The following is a 19562-nucleotide window of genomic DNA, read 5'->3' as shown; positions in this document are numbered from 1 at the left end:
CGCGGCCAACACGCCCGATTGACGCCTGCTGGTCGCCTGTGCACAAGGGGGCATGGTCAGGCAGATGCGCGCCGAAACGCCGCCCGGCGGCCCCGAACACCACCCCGAATGGGGACCGTTCGGCGTACCGCTTTTCGACGGACCCGAGGCGCAATCGCTGCAACGCGTCGGCGTGATCGACATCGGATCGAATTCGGTCCGCATGGTGATCTTCGACGGGGCGGCCCGCAGCCCGGCCTATTTCTTCAACGAAAAGATCCTGTGCGGGTTGGGCGCGGGCTTTTCCGAAACCGGTCGGCTGAACCCCGAGGGCAAGGACCGTGCGATGGTCGCGCTGCGCCGCTTTGCCCGTCTGGCCGAGGCGGCGGAGGTCGCGCCGCTTTTGGCGGTGGCGACGGCGGCCGTGCGCGACGCCGAGGATGGCCCCGAATTCCGCGAGAGCGTGCGCCGGGAAACGGGCCTGGAGATTCGCGTGATCGACGGGACGGAAGAGGCCCGTCTGTCGGCGCAGGGCGTGCTTCTGGGCTGGCCGGGGGCCGAAGGCATCATCTGCGACATCGGCGGCTCCTCCATGGAACTGGCCGAACTCAAGGGCAGCGGCAAGGTCGGGCAGCGCGCCACATCGGATCTGGGTCCGCTCAAGCTCATGGGGCTGACCGGCGGCAAGAAAGCGTTGCGCGCCCATATCAAGGCAGAGATCGGCAAACTGGCCAAGGATTTCGCCGAACGCTCGGACCGGTTGTTTCTGGTCGGCGGGTCGTGGCGGGCCATTGCCCGGATCGACATGGAGCGGCGGGGCTATCCGCTCAAGGTGTTGCACGAATACAGGATGACACCGCAGGGCATTCTCGACACGATCAAGTATATCGGCAAGACCGACCTCGAGGCTCTGCGGGCCACGACCGGGACCAGCATGGAGCGGATGCGACTGGTGCCCCATGCCGCCGAGGTGCTGCGGGTGCTGGTGCGCAAGCTCAAACCCCGCGAAATCGCCGTCTCCTCCTACGGAATCCGTGAGGGTCTGCTCTACGAACAGATGTCCGAGGCTTTGCGCAAGCGCGACCCGCTGATCGAGGCCGCCCGCCATTCCGAGGCGCAATCGGCCCGCATGCCGGGCTTTGGACGGCAGCTTTACCGCTTTGTCGAGCCGCTGTTCCCCCGCGCGCGGGCTGACAAGAAACGGCTGATCCGCGCGGCCTGCCTGCTGCATGATGTCAGTTGGCGCGCGCATCCAGATTACCGGGCCGAGGTCTGTTTCGACAACGCGACGCGCGCGAACCTCGGCGGGATGACCCATGCGGAACGCGTCTATCTGGGGCTGGCGCTTCTGCACCGCTACAAGTCGAGCCGCACAGGCACGGGTTTTGACCCCGCGCTGCTCGATCTGCTGCCCGAGGCGCAGGTGCAAGAGGCGGAAATTCTGGGCCGTGCCATGCGGTTCGGAGCGATGTTCGCGGTCGCTAACCCGTCGGATCACGGCACTCTGTCCTTCCGGCCCAAGCGCAAGGAATTGATCCTGACGCTGCGCACCGATGCTGGTCGCGACCTGTTCGGCGAAGTCGCGCAGGCGCGATTCAAGGCGCTGGCCACGGCCATGGGGGTCGTGCCCATCGTCAAGGGCGGGGCGTAACGCTTCGGTAGGAGTTTTCGGCCTAGGGTTCGTGGGAAGCTTGGCACGCCTGTTGCAAAGCTTCTCGCAAGTGACCCGGATCGGAGACATGGTGATGAGTGTTCTGAATACCCTTGCAGTATCCCTCGTGTTCCTCGTGCTCGTCGTGTTCAGCGTACTGATTTTCGGTTCCGGGTCACTTGCCCCGGCGTGATCCCTCGTCACGCCGACCTCCCTGTTGGACTGGCCCTCGGAGAAATCCGAGGGCCTTTTTTGTGCACAGAGGCGGGGGACGAACCTGCCATGCCGGATCGCCGCCTTGTGAGGCGAAACCCTTTGGCGTATGCGTCGCCCAACACATCTGACCAAAAGGTTTCCCATGCGTCTGAGCCGCTATTTCCTGCCCGTTCTCAAGGAAACGCCGTCCGAGGCGCAGATCGTCAGCCACCGCCTGATGCTCAGGGCCGGCATGATCAAGCAGGCCAGCGCCGGCATCTATTCGTGGCTGCCGCTTGGCTACAAGGTGCTCAAGCGCATCGAGCAGATCGTACATGAGGAACAGATCCGCGCGGGCCATATCCCGATGCTGATGCCGACGCTGCAATCGGCGGAATTGTGGCGCGAATCCGGGCGTTACGACGCCTATGGCCCCGAAATGCTGCGTATCCGCGACCGGCATGACCGCGACATGCTTTACGGTCCGACGAACGAGGAGATGATCACCGACATCTTCCGCAGCCACGTGGCAAGCTACAAGGATTTGCCGCTGACGCTCTATCACATCCAGTGGAAATTCCGCGACGAGGTGCGGCCGCGGTTCGGCGTGATGCGCGGCCGAGAGTTCCTGATGAAGGACGGCTACAACTTCGATTTGACGAAGGAAGACGCCCTTCACGCCTATAACCGCCACCTGGTGAGCTATCTGCGCAGCTACGAGCGGATGGGCTTGCAGGCGATCCCGATGCGCGCGGACAGCGGGCCCATCGGCGGCGACGACACCCATGAATTCCTGGTGCTCGCCGAAACAGGCGAGAGCGAGGTGTTCTACGACAGCCAGATCACCGATCTGCGCTTTGGCGACCGGGCGATCGATTACGATTCGGTCGAACAGTGCCAGTCTGTCCTGGAAGAGTTCACATCCCGTTACGCGCGGACCGACGAGACCCACGATCCGGAGGTTTTCGCACAAATTCCGCAGGAACGTCAGCGGGTTGCGCGCGGGATCGAGGTCGGCCAGATCTTCTATTTCGGGACCAAGTATTCCGACGCGATGGGCGCCACGGTCGACGACGGCCAAGGTGGCAAGGTGCCCGTGCACATGGGCTCGCACGGGATCGGCGTGAGCCGCCTCGTGGGCGCGATCATCGAGGCCAGCCATGACGACAAGGGCATCATCTGGCCCGAGGGGGTGACGCCCTTCCATGTCGCGATCGTGAACCTCAAACAGGGCGACGCGGCCTGCGACGGAGCCTGCGAAGATCTCTATAAAGCGTTGACCGCCAAGGGGTTGGAACCGCTTTACGACGACCGCGCCGAGCGGGCCGGAGCGAAATTCGCGACCATGGATCTGATCGGTCTGCCCTGGCGGATCACGGTCGGCCCGCGCGGTCTGGGGGCGGGTGTGGTCGAACTGACCAGCCGCAAGACGGGCGAGAGCGAGGAGCTGTCGCCCGAGGCCGCCGTGGCGCGGGTGGCGGAGATTTACGCGCCCCATAGGTAGGGTCGAACCCCCAGTAGGGTTTCCGGCGTGATCCCGTAGGGGAGCTGTAGCGCATCCGTAGCTACAGCCGCCCTACAGCGATTTTTAACCGATTTGTCGGACGCTGCCCCCATGGACCGGATTTGGGGGGGCCCATGATCGACACCGACAAACGTCTGACCGCGCGCGAGCGGGAGCATCACTATTACCTGGTCGACGCGATGCGCCGCTTCGAATGGGACATGCATTCACGCATCTGGGTCGACCAACGCATCCCGCCCGACTGGCACGAGATCGCGGACCGGCGGGACAGCGCCAAGGTGCAGCTGACCGTCCGCTTCGACGCGGATGTGGTGAAATGGTTCAAGTCGATGGGTCCGGGCTATCAGCCCCGGATGAACGACGTGCTGCGCGCCTTCATGCATGCGAAACTGTCGGGGCTGTTGCACGGGGATGCGACGATCGAACCGTTTAGGGAGAATGCGACGGGGCGGATGCCGATGCCGGACTGGGGCGACACGGCGCGGGAAAGCGCGGAACGGAAGGCGCGGTTGGGGGAGTGAGTTGCGTTGCCAGATAGCTACAAACGTGCTGGAGTTTGGGTGGCGAGCATGGAAAAGCGACACCACGGCGAGGTTCACATTGAGACTTACTCCATCACTCCAATACGCGGGAGGGGATTTCGCGGCATGGGACGGCGTATCACTGAACCAGGTCATCGCCCCAGCACAGGTGGAAAAGGCCTAGACGATGGGTACCGCCACTTTTTTTGTCGAGTGCCGTAAAGGTGTGGATGCGGTATGCGCGGTACAGTTTCTGGAGGGGTGGCCGGGGTGAGGGGAGCGTCATGGCTTCTTCTCGTGGCGGTTGTAGCGGCTGCGGTTTGGACGTTGCTAATACCAGATCGTTGGCTGGCTACGGTCTATCCAGAAGCTCCCAGCCTGCTCAGCCACGTCCATCTTGATGAATATGACACGCTTGAAGAATGTCGGATGGCTGCCCGAAGCTATCTGCTGCAACTGGGCGCGACCAATGGCTTGTACGAGTGTGGACTGAATTGCGAGCCCTTCGGAAGCTCCGACGACATGATGCTTTGCGACGAAACAACAGAGTAAGCACGCTCACAATTGCGCCTCCTCTCTGTTTGCGGCGCTTGTGAAGGTCGCTCGGGCGCCGGGCTGAAGCCCGGCCTACGGGGTGAAGGGGTGGAAACCCACCCGACGGGGTATGGCACGGTGCGCCTTTAGGTGCACAAAACGCGCGTTGGTTGAGGTGCCGGGTGGTGGTTTTCACCCACCCTACCGGCGTGGCCAAGGTGTGCCTTCCGGCGAACCTGCCGCAGGTCGGGTAAGAGACGGGTGGTGCGCCTGAAGGCGCACCCTACATCGCGGCGGGCGTCACGCCTGCAGCGACCGAACCCCCAGCTCCCCTTCCCGACTCGCGCGCATCGCCTGCGCCGCGGCATGGCTGGCGGCGAGCGTCGTGAAATAGGGGATCTTGTCGGCGAGCGTCACCGCGCGCATAGAGCGGCTGTCTTCCACCGCCTGCGCGCCTTCGGTCGTGTTGAGCACCAGCTGCACCCCGCCATCCTTGATGATGTCGACGATGGAGCGTCCGCCCTCGTAGGCCTTGTTGACCACGTCGGAGGGGATGCCGTGCTGGCCGAGGAAATCGGCCGTGCCGCGTGTGGCCAGAAGCGAGAAGCCCAAAGACCGCAGGATTTCCGCCGCCTCGATCAGGAGCGGGCCCTTGTCAGCATCCTTGATCGAGACGAAGACGGTCCCTTCCTCGGGGAGCCTTGTGCCTGCGCCCAGCTGCGCCTTGAGGAAGGCGCGGGGGAAGGTGCGGTCCCAGCCCATGACCTCACCGGTCGAGCGCATCTCGGGGCCGAGCAGCGTGTCGACGCCGGGGAAACGGCCGAAGGGCATCACGGCCTCTTTCACCGAGAACCACGGCGTGCGGTAGGAGGCGAGCGACATGGGATCGCCGGGGATGATGGGCGTCGCGTCATCCACGGGGGTATGCGGCTCGGCCACGGGGAAGGCCGACAGCTTCTCGCCCGCCATCAGCCGCGCGGCGATGGAGGCGATGGCTGAATCGGTGGCCTTGGCCACGAAGGGCACGGTGCGGGAGGCGCGGGGGTTCACCTCGATCAGGTAGATCTCGTCATCCTTGACCGCGAATTGCACGTTCATCAGGCCCACGACATTGAGGGCATGGGCGAGCGCCTCGGTCTGGCGGATGATCTCGGCCTGGATCGCGTCGCTGAGGGTGTGGGGCGGGAGCGAACAGGCGCTGTCGCCGGAATGGACGCCCGCTTCCTCGATGTGCTGCATGATGCCCGCGACATGGACATCGGTGCCGTCGCAGAGCGCGTCGACATCGACCTCGACCGCGCCGTCGAGATAGCTGTCGAGGAGGACCGGGCTGTCGCCCGAAACCACCACCGCCTCGCGGATGTAACGATCGAGCTGGGCGGTGTCGCGCACGATTTCCATCGCGCGGCCGCCAAGGACGTAGGAGGGCCGGATCACGAGCGGATAGCCCAGCGCCTCGGCCGCGGCCTTGGCTTGGGCATCTGTGGTGGCGATGGCGTTTTCGGGCTGTTTCAGGCCGAGGCGCTGCACGAGCTGCTGGAAACGTTCGCGGTCTTCGGCGAGGTCGATGGCGTCGGGCGTGGTGCCGAGGATCGGGATGCCCGCATCATGGAGCGCATTGGCGAGCTTGAGAGGCGTCTGGCCGCCGAACTGGACGATCACGCCATGTAGCGTGCCGCGCGCTTGTTCGACGCGGAGGATTTCCATCACATGTTCGAAGGTGAGCGGTTCGAAATAGAGGCGATCCGAGGTGTCATAGTCCGTGCTGACCGTCTCGGGGTTGCAATTGACCATGATGGTCTCGTAGCCGACATCCGACAGCGCATAGCAGGCGTGGCAGCAGCAATAGTCGAATTCGATCCCCTGCCCGATCCGGTTGGGGCCGCCGCCGAGAATGACCACCTTCTTGCGGTCGGAGGGGCGCGCCTCGCATTCCGGCTCGCCCATGGTGGGGTGTTCGTAGGTGGAATACATGTAGGGCGTCTGCGCCTCGAATTCGGCGGCGCAGGTGTCGATGCGCTTGAACTGCGCGGTGACGCCGAGGTTGAGGCGCGCGCGGCGGATGTTGCTTTCCTCGCGGCCGGTCAGTTTCGCAAGGCGGGCGTCGGTGAAGCCCATCATCTTGAGCGCGCGCAGGCCTTCCTCGGTCACGGGCAGGCCGTCGCGGCGGATGCGGGCCTCGGTCTCGACGATTTCGCGGATGCGCGACAGGAACCACGGGTCGAATTTGGTGACATGGTGGATCGTGTCGTCGGACAGCCCGTGGCGCATGGCCTGCGCGATGATGCGGATGCGGTCGGGGGTCTGGCGCGACAGGGCCTTGATGATCGCGGCCTGATCTGGGGCGCCGGGGATCTCGATCTCGTCAAAGCCGGTAAGGCCGGTTTCAAGGCTGGCCAGCGCCTTTTGCACGCTTTCGTGGAAGGTGCGGCCGATGGCCATCGCCTCGCCCACGGATTTCATGGCGGTGGTGAGCGTCGGTTCGGAGCCGGGGAATTTCTCGAAGGCGAAGCGGGGGATTTTCGTGACGACATAGTCGATGGTCGGCTCGAAGCTGGCGGGCGTGACCTTGGTGATGTCGTTGTCCAACTCGTCGAGCGTGTAGCCCACGGCGAGTTTCGCGGCGATTTTCGCGATGGGGAAACCCGTGGCCTTGGAGGCCAGCGCCGAGGAGCGGGAGACGCGGGGGTTCATCTCGATCACGACCATGCGGCCATCGGCGGGGTTCACCGCCCATTGCACGTTGGAGCCGCCGGTTTCCACGCCGATCTCGCGCAGGACGGCGATGGAGCCGTTGCGCATGATCTGGTATTCCTTGTCGGTCAGCGTCAGCGCGGGGGCGACAGTGATGCTGTCGCCCGTGTGCACGCCCATCGGATCGACGTTTTCAATGGAGCAGACGATGATCGCATTGTCCGCCTTGTCGCGGACAACCTCCATCTCGTATTCCTTCCAGCCCAGAAGCGACTCGTCCACGAGGATCTGGGCCACGGGCGAGGCTTCCATGCCGGTGCGGCAGTAATATTCGTATTCCTCGCGGTTGTAGGCCACGCCCCCGCCGGTGCCGCCGAGGGTGAAGGCGGGGCGGATGATGGCAGGAAGGCCCACGTATTCGATGGCGTCGATGGCCATCTGGAGGCCGGCCTTGATGTCGTATTTGCCGTTTGCCAGCTTGGGCGCGGAGATGATCGTGGCCTTGGGGTTTTCCAGCCCGATCCGGTCCATCGCCTCGCGGAAAAGTTTGCGGTCCTCGGCCATTTCGATGGCATGGCGCTTGGCGCCGATCATCTCGACCCCGAATTTCTCGAGGACACCCATTTCCTCGAGCGCAAGGGACGTGTTCAGGCCGGTCTGACCGCCCATCGTCGGCAAAAGCGCGTCGGGGCGTTCCTTTTCGATGATGCGGGCCACGACCTCGGGGGTGATGGGTTCGATGTAGGTGGCATCGGCCAGCCCCGGGTCGGTCATGATCGTCGCGGGGTTCGAATTGACGAGGATGACCCTGTAACCTTCCTCGCGCAGCGCCTTGCAGGCCTGAGCACCGGAATAGTCGAATTCGCAGGCCTGCCCGATGACGATGGGCCCGGCACCGATGATCATGATCGACTGGATATCGGTTCTCTTAGGCATCTCGACCCCCGGGCGGCTTGGCGCAAATTGCCTGCGTTATAGACAGGGACGGACCGGGCGCAAGGTGCGAATGGGCGCGGACGGCAAGGGGTGCATCTTGCAAGCCGCAGACTACTCGGCGGCGCGGAGCTGGCGGGATGGTTTTGCGGGGTAGAGATAGTCGCGCGTCAGCGGCACCGCATCGGGGCGATGGGCGATCTGCATCTGGAACACGGCCTGCCGGTTGTGGCGGAACGTGTGTTCGGAGGCCTTCAGATAATAGCGCCACATCCGGCAGAAGCGGTCGTCGTAGAGCGCGCGGGCGCGATCCTGATTGGTCAAAAAGCGGTCATGCCAATGGCGAAGCGTTTGAGCATAGTGCAGCCGCCAGACCTCCAGATCGGTGGGGTAGAGGCCGACATCCTCGACCGCCGAGGACATCTCGGACAGGGCGGGCACATAGCCGCCGGGAAAGATGTATTTCGTGATCCACGGGCTTGTGGCGCCGGGCGGCGCGATACGCCCGATGGTATGGACCAGCGCGACGCCGTCGGGGCGCAGCCTGTCGCGGACAGTGTCGAAATATTCGCGGTAATGCGGCACGCCCACATGTTCGAACATGCCGATGGAAACGATCCGGTCGAACTGCCCCCGGACTGACCGGTAATCCCGCAGTTCGAAACTCACCCGGTCGGACAGGCCCGCGCGGGCGGCGCGCTCTGTCGCGATCTTGTGCTGTTCGGTCGAGAGCGTCACGCCCAGCACACGCACCCCGTAATCTTGCGCAAGCGTCAGCGCCATGCCGCCCCAGCCGCAGCCGATCTCGAACACTTCCATGCCCGGGGAGAGACAGAGCTTGGCCGCGATATGGTGTTTCTTGGCCGCCTGCGCCTGTTCGAGCGTCATGTCGGGACGCGTGAAATAGGCGCAGGAATATTGCCGGTCGGCATCGAGGAAGAGATCGTAGAGATCGCCAGAGAGGTCGTAGTGATGCGCAACGTTCACGCGCGCGCGATGGGCGGGATTGTACTGGTCGATGAGCCGTTTCGCCCGCCGCAACCGCAGCGCCCAGCGCCGCCATGATGCATCGCTTTGCGCGGCATTGGTCGAGACGAGTGTGAAAAAGCCGTCCAGATCATCCCCGTCGATCAGGAGGGTGCCGTCCATGTAAGCCTCGCCAAGGGCCAATTCGGTGGACAGGACCAGCCGCCGTGGCAGGGCGGGATCGGTCAGGGTAAGCCGAAGTGCCGGCCCCTGCCCCGGCCCGTAGCGGCGGCATGTGCCGTCGGGATAGATCATGTCCAAAGCGCCGGTCACGAAGAATTGGCGCAGCATACGGTCAAGAACCCGGTCCCACATCGCGTTTTCCCCCTCGCGCTTGTGACCTGCCGAAACCTGAGGGATGAAGTTTACCGCAAAGGCGGCGTAAAAAAAACCGGGGGCGCGGGCGATGGATGCGCGCTTGATCTGTGTCAATTTAGATTGACAGTTTTTGTGGTCAAATTTCCTGACATATCGGGAGTGCGGCCATGCGAATCTGTCTCATCCATCCCAACTATCATTCGGGAGGGGCCGAAATCGCGGGCAACTGGCCGCCCGCTTGGGTCGCCTATATCGCGGGGGCGCTGAAGACGGCGGGCTTTACCGATATCCATTTCATCGACGCGATGACCGATCATGTCAGCCCCGAGGAGTTGCGGGTCAAGCTGGCCGAGATCCAGCCCGATGTCGTGGGCACGACCGCGATCACGCCGTCGATCTATGTAGCCGAGGAAACGCTGCAAATCGCCAAGGAAGTGGTCCCGAACGCGCTGCGCATTCTGGGCGGCATCCACGCGACCTTCATGTACAAGCAGGTTCTGTCCGAGGCGCCACAGGTCGACGTGATCGTGCGCGGCGAGGGCGAGGAGATCATCGTCGAACTGATCCGGGCCTATCACCAGGGGCTGTGGCCCGATCAGCGCGGGGCGATCAAGGGCATCGCCTATCGCGACGGCGACGAGATCGTGGCGACGCCCGCGGCCTCCACGGTCAAGGATCTGGACGCGATCACGCCCGATTGGTCGCTTCTGAAATGGGACCAGTACATCTACGTGCCGCTGGGCGTGAAGGTCGCGATCCCCAACATGGCGCGCGGCTGTCCCTTTACCTGTTCCTTCTGTTCGCAATGGAAATTCTGGCGCGACTACCGGGTGCGCGACCCGATCAAGGTGGTGGACGAGATCGAAAAGCTCGTGAACGAGCACGGTGTGGGGTTCTTCATCCTTGCCGACGAGGAACCGACGATCAACCGGCGCAAGTTCATCCAGTTCTGCGAGGAATTGATCAGGCGCGATCTGCCGCGCCGGGTGCAATGGGGGATCAACACGCGGGTGACGGATATCTACCGCGACCGCGATCTGCTGAAATTCTACCGCTCGGCGGGGTTGGTGCATATCTCGCTCGGGACGGAGGCGGCGGCGCAGCTGAAGCTCGACCAGTTCAACAAGGAAACCAAAGTCGAGGAGAACAAGGAGGCGATCCGGCTGTTGCGGGAGGCCGATATTTTCACCGAGGCGCAGTTCATCGTGGGGCTCGACAACGAGACGCCCGAGACGCTGGAAGAGACCTATCGCATGGCCTGGGACTGGCAGCCTGACCTGGCGAATTGGGCGATGTATACGCCCTGGCCGTTCACGCCGCTGTATCAAGAGCTAGGCGACAAGGTCGAGATTTTCGATTTCTCGAAATACAATTTCGTCACGCCCATCATGAAGCCCGAAGCGATGGACCGCGACGAGTTGCTCGACCGGGTGATGAATAATTACCGGCGGTTCTATTCGAAAAAGGCGCTGTTCCATTACCCGTGGCGCGGCACGGGCTATCGGCGGCGGTATCTGCTGGGGTGCCTCAAGGCGTTCCTGAAGGCCGGTTTCGCGCGGCAGTTCTATGATCTGGGCAAGGTGGATTACTGGGGGCCGCAATCCAAGGGCAAGCTGAACTTCAACTTCGACCGGACGCGGACGATCGCGCCTGCACAGATGGAGGATTGGCAGTCCAAGCAGGATATCGCGGCACAGAAGCGGGCGGCGAAGCTGTCGCGCAACGCGGGCTTCAAGATGCCCAACGGAGCGGAGGTGAAGGCCAACACGCGCTCAAGCAGCGAAGCGGTAGCGCAGGAAGAAAAATCGCGCTCAAGCAGCGAAGCGGTAGCGCAAGGAAGCATGAAAGCTTGCGGCGGCGGCGATCAGCAGATGGAGGAGGCGGGCCAGATCCCCGCCGAATGATCCCATGGCCGAGGCAAGCGCCCGGATCGGGCCCAATGCGATCTTGCAGTTCGTGCCGGTTCTGGAGGCGGCACGGGGGCCAGATGAGACCGCCCATATCCTTGCCATGGCGGGGATCATCGCGCTGCCTGATCCGGCAGGCGGCCTGATCGAGGAGGGCCCCGCCGCCCGGCTGCATCAGGTGGTGCGACAGGCAATGCCGGGGGATGCCGCGCGGCTGGCGATGGAAGCGGGGCGACGGACGGGGGATTACATCCTGGCCCATCGCATCCCGAAACCGGCGCAGACAGTGCTGAAGCTCTTGCCCGCGCGGCTGTCGGTGCCGATCTTGTCCAAGGCAATCGCCAAACACGCCTGGACCTTTTGCGGGTCGGGGGCGTTTCGGCTAGGCGCAGGCCGCCCGCCGGTTTTCGAGATCTTGGACAACCCGGTGGTGCGCGGCGAGGTGTCGGAGGTGCCGCTGTGCCATTGGCATGCGGCCGTGTTCGAGCGGCTTTTCTGCGCGATATGTGGCAAGGATTGGCAGGTGGTCGAGACGACCTGCTGCGCGCAGGGCGCGCAGGCCTGCCGGTTCGAGCTGCGGCGGGTGCGGTGAGGGGGCGGAAAACCCGGGTTTTCCGCACCGGAAACCTCGAGGTTTCCGGCACGCGAAGCTGCAGCTTCGCGGTTAGGAAAGCTGCCGTTTTCCCGCGACCTTTATTCCGTGATCGGTTCCGGCGACTGGAAGACCCGGTCGCGGCCGGTGGCATCGGTGATCGTCACGGTGGCCAGCGGCCGGATCAGGCGGTCGCCGAAAATCTCTTGCAAGATGAAGCGCACGGGGTTGGTGCCGGGGTCGATCTCGACCGTGTAGGGATAGGGGGTCGCGCAGTCCGTGAGCGTGCCGGACCAGCCGGTTTCCGCCCCGGTTTCGGGCGCGGGGCCAAGACAGGTCGTGCCATTGCTCATCCCCACGGTCAGAAGCGTGGCGTCAAGCGTCACCCGTTCGGGCATGGCCGGCCCCGCGGCGCAGGCGGCCAGCGTGGCGAGGGTCAGGGCGGAAAGCAGGGCGCGGCGCATGGCGGGACCTTTCAGGTCTGGGATCAGAGCGGCCAAAAGAGCGGGATCGCAAGACAGACGACCACCCCGAGGCTCAGGTTCAGCGGTATACCGATCCGCATGAAATCGGTAAAGCGATAGCCCCCCGGCCCATAGACCAGCATGTTGGTCTGGTAGCCGATGGGCGTGGCGAAACAGGCGGAGGCCGCGATCATCACCGCCACGACCAGCGGGCGCGGATCAACGCCCACAGCCTCGGCCAACGCGATGGCGATGGGGGCCATGATGACGGCGATTGCATTGTTCGAGACAAGCTCGGTGAGCGTGGTGGTGATGAAATAGACCGCCCAGACCAGCACCCAGGGCGGCAGGTCCATCAGGGTAGGTGCCACCTGCCCCACGATCAGTTCGATGCCCCCGGTATGGTCCAGCGCCGCGCCGACGGCAAGCATGGCGAAGATCAGCGCCAAGAGCCGCCCTTCGACAAAGGAAAACGCCTCGTCCGCGTCGATGCAGCCCGTCATCAGAACGATGGCGACCGCGATGACGGCCAACACGAGGATCGGCGCCACGTCGAGCGCTGCCAGCACCACGATGGCCGCCATGGCACCGATGGCGATGGGCGCCTTGGCGCGCCTGTAGGCGCGTTCGGAGGGCTGGGAGACATCGACCAGATCCATGTCGGCGGCCAGACGCTGGATATCGGCCGGATCGCCTTCGAGAAGCAGCGTGTCGCCTACGCGGATCGACAGGTTGTCGATCTGGGTCCCGATGTTCTGGTTCCGCCTGTGCACGGCCAGCGGATAGACCCCGTAGCGGCGGCGCAGGCGCAAATCGCCCAGCGTCCGGCCCACCAGCCGCGCACCGGGCGTGATCAGAACCTCGACCGTGGTGGTGCGGACCGAGGACAGTTTGTCCACCGTCTTGAGTTCCTTGGAAGCCTGGAGGCCGAGGACCTCGGCCATGTCGGTGCGCAGAACGACGCGGTCGCCTGCCTGCAGCACGACCTGATCCATGGCGCGCCGCAGCGAGGCATCGCCGCGCAGCACGTCGATCAGGCGCACACCCTCGCGGCTGAACATGTCGACCTCTGTCACGTTCTGGCCGATGAGGGCGGAATCCTCGGGCACCGCCACCTCGGTGAAGAACTTGGCCTTGGACCGGCCCGCCCCCAGCATCGCGGCCATGGAGCTGCGTTCGGGCAGAAAGTGGCGGCCGATGAGCGTCAGGTAGATCATCCCCCATGCGACGACCACAAGGCCGATGGGCGTGATCTCGAAGATGGTAAAGGGCTCCAGCCCTTGGGTCCGGGCGACACCATCGACCAGCAGGTTGGTGGAGGTTCCGATCAGCGTCAGCGTACCGCCCATGATTGCGGCATAGCTGAGCGGGATCAGAAGCTTGGAGGCGGAGGTGTTCAGGATCCGCGAGATCTGAACGAACACCGGGATCATGATCACGACGATGGGCGTGTTGTTCATGAAGGCCGAAGCCAGCGCCACGATACCCAGAAGGGCGGTGATCGCGATGGCGGGGTTGGAGGCGGCCTTGGCCTCGGCGAATTTGGTCAGGCGGTCGAGGCTTCCGGTGCGCACCAGCGCGCCCATGACGATGAACATCGCCGCGATGGTCCATGGTGCGGGGTTGGCCAGCACCTCGGTCGCGCTGTCGAAGGGCAGGAGCCCGAGGATCATCAGGACGGAAACGCCCGCGATCGCCACCACCTCGGTCGGCCAACGCTCCAGCAGAAAGAGCGCGAACATCACTAGTAAGAGCGCCAGCGTCAGCAGGCCTTCGCCGGTCTGGGACAAGGGCAGATCGATCATAATGCTACCTTGCGCGGAAAGCGCGCCGAGGTCCGAGTGTAGCGATAGGGTTGGGCGCGGCAAGCGCAAGTAACGGGGCGGCGCTGCCTATTCGGCGGGCAGGGGTTCGGGCGGCTTGCGCGGTTGGACGAGCGCGAGGCCCGCCATCATCAGTGCAAGGGCCGCCCAGACCCATGGCGAATAGGTCTCATCGAGGATCAGCTTGGCCCAGAGGATGCCAAAGCCGGTCACGAGGTAGGAGACCTGCGCGGCAAAGACCGATCCCGCCCGCGTCACAAGCCAGACATAGGCGGTATAAGCCAGCGCATGGCTGACCGATGACACGATGATGGCGACATCGGGCGCGCCCCAGGGCGGCAGGGGCGAGATGAATTGCCCGGTCATCGCCGCCAGCGGCAGGGCAAGGATCATTCCCACGATGGAGGCGCCAAGCAGAACCTGAAGTGCATCCAGCCCCTCGGTCCCGTAGCGGGCGACGAAATTGCCCTCCACCGCGTAAAAGAGCGGCGCGATGAGGGCCACGGGCAACCACCAGGCCATGGCGGGATCGGGCAGGCTGGTGCCCGGTGCGGCGATCAGCACGATAGCCGAAAGCCCAAGGCAAAGCCCCAAGAGACGCCGGGCCGAGAACCGGTCGAGCCCCCATGCCAGCGCGATGGGAAAGGCCAGCATCGGGATCAGCGACAGCACGATGGACAAGATGCCCGAGGGCAGGTGGATCGCGGCGGTATAGCTTGCCGAATTGGGCAGGAGCGTCCCGATCAAGGCGATGAGCGTGTAGAACAGGAGGTGGCGCGGTTCGCGGGGCAAGCGCCCGCCGCGCGCGAGGTTCATCGCGCCCAGAAGCAGGGCGGCGATGGCGAATTGCCAGAAGATGATGCCGAAATGGCGATAGCCTTCGGAGACCGCGATCTTGGACATGGGTTGGCCCAGACCCCAGCCCGCGCCGCACAGGATCAGGATCAGGACGTAACCCAGCCTCTCGCGCGGCAGATCACGCCACATCGGGCGGACCCTGCGGCGCAAGCCGCCCGCCGAGCCGGATCGCATGGGCGGCGGTCGCAGCCCCGGTCTTGTCATCGGTTTCGACGAAAAGACCGGACAGCGTCGCAGGCCCTTCGGCGGGGGTGAAGCGATCCTTGGGCATTCCGGTGATGAAGCGGCGCATGGGCTCGGCCTTTTCCATGCCGATGACGGAATGGTAATCGCCGCACATGCCGGCATCGGTCTGGTAGGCGGTGCCGCCGGGCAGGATCATCGCATCCGCCGTGGGCACATGGGTGTGGGTGCCCACGACCACACTGGCGCGCCCGTCGCAAAAATGGCCTGTCGCCATCTTTTCGGACGTCGCCTCGGCATGGATATCGATGAGCGCCGCCTGAACCGCGCCGCCGCGCGGGTATTTGCGCAAGATGCCGTCGAGCGCGGAAAACGGATCGTCGAAGGGGCGTTTCATGAAGACCTGCCCCAAAGCCTGCGCGACAAGGACCTGACGGCCCCGCGTCGTCTTGAACACGCGCGCGCCTGCGCCCGGCGCATCCTTGGCATAATTCAGCGGCCGCAGGATGCGCGGTTCCTCGGTGATGAATTGCAGCATCTCGCGCTGGTCGAAGGCGTGATCGCCAAGCGTGATGCAATCGGCCCCTGCCTCCAGCACCGCCTTGGCATGGGCCGCCGAAAGCCCCGCGCCGCCGGTCGCGTTCTCGGCGTTGACCACGACGAAATCGAGCCGCCAATCTGCGCGCAGGCGCGGCAGGGTTTCCGTGATCGCCGCCCGGCCCGCGCGGCCCATGACATCGCCGAGAAAGAGGATACGCATGCCGTGGGCTTAGGTCGCGGAGGGCGGTTGGGCAAGGTGCAAATGGCCACCCGTGGTCAGGGGCGGAGGATCCCGTCCTCGGTCACGATGGCGTCGAGCGCCACATCGGTGGGTTCGGTCGGAATGGCAGGCAGGCGCTGCGCGGCAAAGGCAAGGCCCAGCGCGCGGACGGGCCGCGTGGCCGCCAGGCGCGCAAGCGTCCGGTCATAGAAGCCGCCGCCATAGCCCAGACGGTTGCAGGTAGGATCGAAGGCCACCAGCGGCACGATCAGAATATCGGGCGTCAGCCAATCGCCGCTTTCGGGGATGCGCGCGCCGAAAGGGCCGTCGATCATCGGCGCCTCGGGCGTCCATGCGCGGAAGTCGAGCGGCTGGCCACGGCCCGCGATCACCGGCACGCAGATCCGCGCGCCCTGTCCGTGCAGGGCCGTCATGGCGGGCAAAGGATCCATCTCCGATCGCATGGGCATGTAGCCCGCAACGGTCAGGCCATGGGCCGGGCCGATCAGCGCCAGAAGATGCGCGGTGGCACGCGTGACCGCCCCGCTTTGGTGCCGCAGGTCGAAGGCGCGCTGGCGCGCGGCAAAGGCGGATTGGCGCAGGCTGGCCTTGACGTCACTCATGCGGCCGACCCAAAACCCTTTGGGCGGCGCGCGCAAGGCGGGGCGCGACAGGGCGGCAGGGAAAGGCGACAGGATGCTCACACTCGACCATATCGCGGTGGCGGCCGAGGTGCTGGAAACGGGGGCCGCGCACGTCGAGGCGGCGCTTGGCCTGCCCCTGCAGGCGGGCGGGCAACATGCCGCGATGGGCACGCACAACAGGCTCATGGGGCTGGGGGTCGATTACCTCGAGGTGATCGCCATCGACCCCGAGGGGCAGGCCCCGGCACAACCGCGCTGGTTCGATCTGGATCGCTTTGCGGGGCCTGCGCGGGCCACGACATGGATCTGCCGCTGCGACGATCTGGAGGCGGCGCTGGCCGCCTGCCCACCCGGTGCGGGTGTGCCATGGTCGTTGGCGCGCGGCGATCTGCGTTGGCGGATGGCGGTGCCGGTCGATGGCATCTTGCCCTTTGACGGACTGTTCCCCGCGCTGATCCAGTGGGAGGGGACGGCCCACCCTGCCCCGCGCCTGACGGATGTGGGGGCAAAGCTTGCGGGATTGCGGCTGTTTTCGCCGCAGGCCGCGGCGCTGAAGGCTGCGCTTGCGCCCCTGATCGCGGATGCGCGGATCTCGGTGACCCAAGCCGATGCGCCCCGGATGGAGGCCGTGATCGCAACGCCGAAGGGCGAGGTCGTGCTGTGATCCGCGCGGGCCGGCCCGAAGATGCAAGCGCCATTGCCGCGATCTGGAACGTCATCATCCGCGAGACGAACCAGACCTTCACCACGGCACAAAAGGATCCCGCCACGCTTGCGGTTCAGATCGCGCAACAGCCCTATTTTGTCGCCTGTGAGGGGGGCGTTTTGGTGGGTTTCGTCACATGGTCGCAATTCCGCGCGGGCCCCGGCTATGCCCATACGCAGGAACATTCGATTCATATCGCCGAGGGCGCACGCGGGCGGGGTCTGGGCCGCGCGCTGATGACCCGAGCCGAGGCAGAGGCGAAGGCCGCGGGCCATCATTCGATGATCGCGGGCGTGGCGGGCGAAAATGCGGGGGGTGCCGCCTTTCATGCCGCCATCGGCTACCGCGAGATCGCGCGCCTGCCGGAGGTCGGCTGGAAATTCGGGCATTGGCACGATCTGGTCTTGATGCAGAAAATGCTCTGATCGCGGGCAGTTTCCCCTGACATCGCTGCAGGCTTCGCGTTAAATGGGGCCATGTCGCTCTGGACCCGCATAACCGAGGCCTTGACCGCACTTGCCAAGGGCGAAGGCCTGTCCGCGGTCTTTGACAAGCTGCGCGCCCCCCCCGAACGCACCGTGGCCTTTACCATCGCCGTCATCGCGCTGTCGGCCAAGATGGCCAAGGCCGACGGGCTGGTGACGCGCGACGAGGTGACGGCCTTTCGGCAAGTGTTCCACATCCCGCCCGAGGATGAGCGCGCGGCAGCCCGCGTCTTCAACCTTGCGCGCGAGGATGTGGCGGGGTTCGAGACCTATGCCGCCCGCATCGCCGCGATGTTTCGCGCCGAGGGGCGCCCCTGCGGGGTCGACAGTGTGCTGTGCGACCTGATGGAAGGGTTGTTTCACATCGCCACCGCCGATGGGGACTACCACCCGGCGGAGGATGCGTTCCTCCATCGCGTCGCCGAGATTTTCGGGATGGAAGAGGCGCAGTTCCGCCGGATGCGCGCGCGCCATGTGCCCGATGCCGCCCCCGATCCCTTTGCGGTTCTAGGCGTCAGCCCCGACACCCCGATGGAAGACATCCGCGCGGCGTGGCGGGCAGAAGTGCGCATGACCCATCCCGACCGGATGATCGCGCGCGGCGTCCCCGAGGAAGCGGTGAAACTGGCCGAGAAACGCCTGATTGCCGTCAATCGGGCTTGGGAGGAAATCTCGGCCCGATCCTCGGAACGCACGCCAGAGCGGGTGTGATGGACCGGCGCTCCCTGCGCATCGCGACCTACAACGTGGAATGGTTTCACGCGCTCTTCGACGATGCGGGAAGGCTTTTGGACACCAACGCGTGGTCGGGGCGGCACAACGTGACGCGGGCCGAGCAGATCGCGGCGCTGATCACCGTCTTTCGGGCGATGGATGCGGACGGGGTGCTGGTGGTCGAAGCCCCCGATGTGTCGCGGCACCGGAACGGGGCGGTGGCGCTGGAGACCTTCGCGCGCAAGGCGGGCCTCAGGGCGCGCGAGGTCTGTCTGGGCTTTGCCAATGACACGCAGCAAGAAATCATGCTGCTCTACGATCCCGACGTGATCCGGGCGCGCCATGCGCCGAGCGATCTGGGCGCGCCGCGGTTCGATCACAGTTTCCGGATCGATCTGGACGTGGATGCGACCGAGGATGTCGTGACCTTTTCCAAGCCGCCGCTGGAGATGCGGCTGGACACGCCACTGGGCGTGATGCGGATGATCGGGGTGCATGTGAAATCGAAAGCGCCCCATGGCGCGCGCGATGCCGATCACGCGATGAAGCTGGCCATCGCGAACCGACGCAAGCAGTTGGCGCAATGCATCTGGCTGCGCCAAAGGGTTGTCGCCCATCTGGACGAAGGGGAGCCGCTGATCCTTTTGGGCGATCTCAACGATGGTCCGGGCCTCGATGTGTTCGAGGATCTGTTCGGGCGGTCGGGGATCGAGATCGTCATGGGCTGGGGCGAGGATCCGGCGCGGGCCTTGCACGACCCCAATGCCGCCCGCGCGCTGGAACGCCGGATCATGGCCGCGCCCACCACGGCACGGTTCTACATCGCCTCCGAGGGGCGCTATATCTCGGCGCTTCTGGATTACATCATGGTCTCGCCCGACCTGCGGCCCATGGCCCGGCGCTGGCGGGTCTGGCATCCGTTCGAAGATCCGGATTGCTGGGAGAACGAGGGGTTGCGCGACGCGCTCTTGGCGGCCTCGGATCATTTCCCGGTGACGCTGGACATGGCGGCGGAGGGATGACAGCGCGCTCGGGCCTTCCCATATGCCG

The 19562-nt window shown here is 64.9% G+C and carries 16 protein-coding genes; 9 read left to right on the top strand and 7 right to left on the bottom strand.

The genetic code is table 11. The features are described from left to right. Positions 1 to 64 precede the first annotated feature (64 nt). From QQK63_RS02405 to QQK63_RS02395, 3 genes are all read left to right on the top strand, one after another. Positions 65 to 1630 (top strand): Ppx/GppA family phosphatase, encoded by a 1566-nt coding sequence (locus QQK63_RS02405; protein ID WP_277826629.1) that lies wholly within the window; start codon positions 65 to 67, stop codon positions 1628 to 1630. 358 nt (positions 1631 to 1988) lie between these two features. Beyond that, positions 1989 to 3329, top strand: coding sequence for a proline--tRNA ligase (proS, locus tag QQK63_RS02400; protein ID WP_277826626.1), 1341 nt, complete (start codon positions 1989 to 1991; stop codon positions 3327 to 3329). A gap of 134 nt (positions 3330 to 3463) precedes the next feature. Next, positions 3464 to 3871, top strand: coding sequence for a BrnA antitoxin family protein (locus tag QQK63_RS02395; RefSeq protein WP_277826624.1), 408 nt, complete (start codon positions 3464 to 3466; stop codon positions 3869 to 3871). Between the two features lie 834 nt (positions 3872 to 4705). Here the strand turns inward: QQK63_RS02395 and carB are convergent. Both carB and QQK63_RS02385 read right to left on the bottom strand, forming a co-directional pair. Continuing rightward, positions 4706 to 8035: a carbamoyl-phosphate synthase large subunit gene (gene carB, locus QQK63_RS02390; protein WP_277826622.1), complete on the bottom strand. Its 3330-nt coding sequence runs from the start codon at positions 8033 to 8035 to the stop codon at positions 4706 to 4708. A gap of 111 nt (positions 8036 to 8146) precedes the next feature. Beyond that, positions 8147 to 9490, bottom strand: a complete 1344-nt coding sequence (locus QQK63_RS02385) for a class I SAM-dependent methyltransferase (protein ID WP_452596413.1) — start codon at positions 9488 to 9490, stop codon at positions 8147 to 8149. Between the two features lie 53 nt (positions 9491 to 9543). Between QQK63_RS02385 and bchE the strand changes: the two genes are divergently transcribed. Continuing rightward, positions 9544 to 11280: a magnesium-protoporphyrin IX monomethyl ester anaerobic oxidative cyclase gene (gene bchE, locus QQK63_RS02380; RefSeq protein WP_277826620.1), complete on the top strand. Its 1737-nt coding sequence runs from the start codon at positions 9544 to 9546 to the stop codon at positions 11278 to 11280. 4 nt (positions 11281 to 11284) lie between these two features. Further along, positions 11285 to 11875, top strand: coding sequence for a bacteriochlorophyll 4-vinyl reductase (bchJ, locus tag QQK63_RS02375; RefSeq protein ID WP_277826618.1), 591 nt, complete (start codon positions 11285 to 11287; stop codon positions 11873 to 11875). Between the two features lie 101 nt (positions 11876 to 11976). Here bchJ and QQK63_RS02370 read toward each other — a convergent pair whose 3' ends face one another. The 5 genes from QQK63_RS02370 to QQK63_RS02350 all read right to left on the bottom strand — a co-directional run bounded on the left by QQK63_RS02370 (position 11977) and on the right by QQK63_RS02350 (position 16586). Continuing rightward, positions 11977 to 12339 (bottom strand): hypothetical protein, encoded by a 363-nt coding sequence (locus tag QQK63_RS02370; RefSeq protein ID WP_277826616.1) that lies wholly within the window; start codon positions 12337 to 12339, stop codon positions 11977 to 11979. 23 nt (positions 12340 to 12362) lie between these two features. Then, positions 12363 to 14144 (bottom strand): SLC13 family permease, encoded by a 1782-nt coding sequence (locus QQK63_RS02365; protein ID WP_277826614.1) that lies wholly within the window; start codon positions 14142 to 14144, stop codon positions 12363 to 12365. Positions 14145 to 14231: 87 nt separating this feature from the next. Beyond that, positions 14232 to 15149 carry a DMT family transporter gene (locus tag QQK63_RS02360; protein WP_277826612.1) on the bottom strand — a complete coding sequence of 306 codons (918 nt, stop codon included), beginning with the start codon at positions 15147 to 15149 and terminating at the stop codon, positions 14232 to 14234. Beyond that, positions 15139 to 15963: a TIGR00282 family metallophosphoesterase gene (locus tag QQK63_RS02355; RefSeq protein ID WP_277826610.1), complete on the bottom strand. Its 825-nt coding sequence runs from the start codon at positions 15961 to 15963 to the stop codon at positions 15139 to 15141. Before QQK63_RS02355 ends, QQK63_RS02360 begins: the two co-directional genes overlap by 11 nt. A gap of 56 nt (positions 15964 to 16019) precedes the next feature. Next, positions 16020 to 16586: a 5-formyltetrahydrofolate cyclo-ligase gene (locus QQK63_RS02350; protein WP_277826608.1), complete on the bottom strand. Its 567-nt coding sequence runs from the start codon at positions 16584 to 16586 to the stop codon at positions 16020 to 16022. Between the two features lie 73 nt (positions 16587 to 16659). On the opposite strand from QQK63_RS02350, the gene QQK63_RS02345 reads away from it, so the two are divergent. The 4 genes from QQK63_RS02345 to QQK63_RS02330 are packed head-to-tail and all read left to right on the top strand — an operon-like array spanning position 16660 to position 19534. Continuing rightward, positions 16660 to 17271: a VOC family protein gene (locus QQK63_RS02345; RefSeq protein WP_277826606.1), complete on the top strand. Its 612-nt coding sequence runs from the start codon at positions 16660 to 16662 to the stop codon at positions 17269 to 17271. Then, positions 17268 to 17738: a GNAT family N-acetyltransferase gene (locus QQK63_RS02340; RefSeq protein ID WP_277826604.1), complete on the top strand. Its 471-nt coding sequence runs from the start codon at positions 17268 to 17270 to the stop codon at positions 17736 to 17738. Before QQK63_RS02345 ends, QQK63_RS02340 begins: the two co-directional genes overlap by 4 nt. A gap of 51 nt (positions 17739 to 17789) precedes the next feature. After that, entirely contained in the window at positions 17790 to 18509 is a 720-nt protein-coding gene (locus QQK63_RS02335) for a molecular chaperone DjiA (RefSeq protein ID WP_277826602.1), read from the top strand. Between the two features lie 14 nt (positions 18510 to 18523). Further along, positions 18524 to 19534, top strand: coding sequence for an endonuclease/exonuclease/phosphatase family protein (locus QQK63_RS02330; protein WP_277827786.1), 1011 nt, complete (start codon positions 18524 to 18526; stop codon positions 19532 to 19534). Positions 19535 to 19562: the final 28 nt, after the last annotated feature.

This window comes from Roseicyclus marinus (genome assembly GCF_030163795.1).
In the GTDB taxonomy this organism is placed as follows: domain Bacteria; phylum Pseudomonadota; class Alphaproteobacteria; order Rhodobacterales; family Rhodobacteraceae; genus Roseicyclus; species Roseicyclus marinus.
This window is presented reverse-complemented; position numbering and strand designations above follow the sequence as displayed.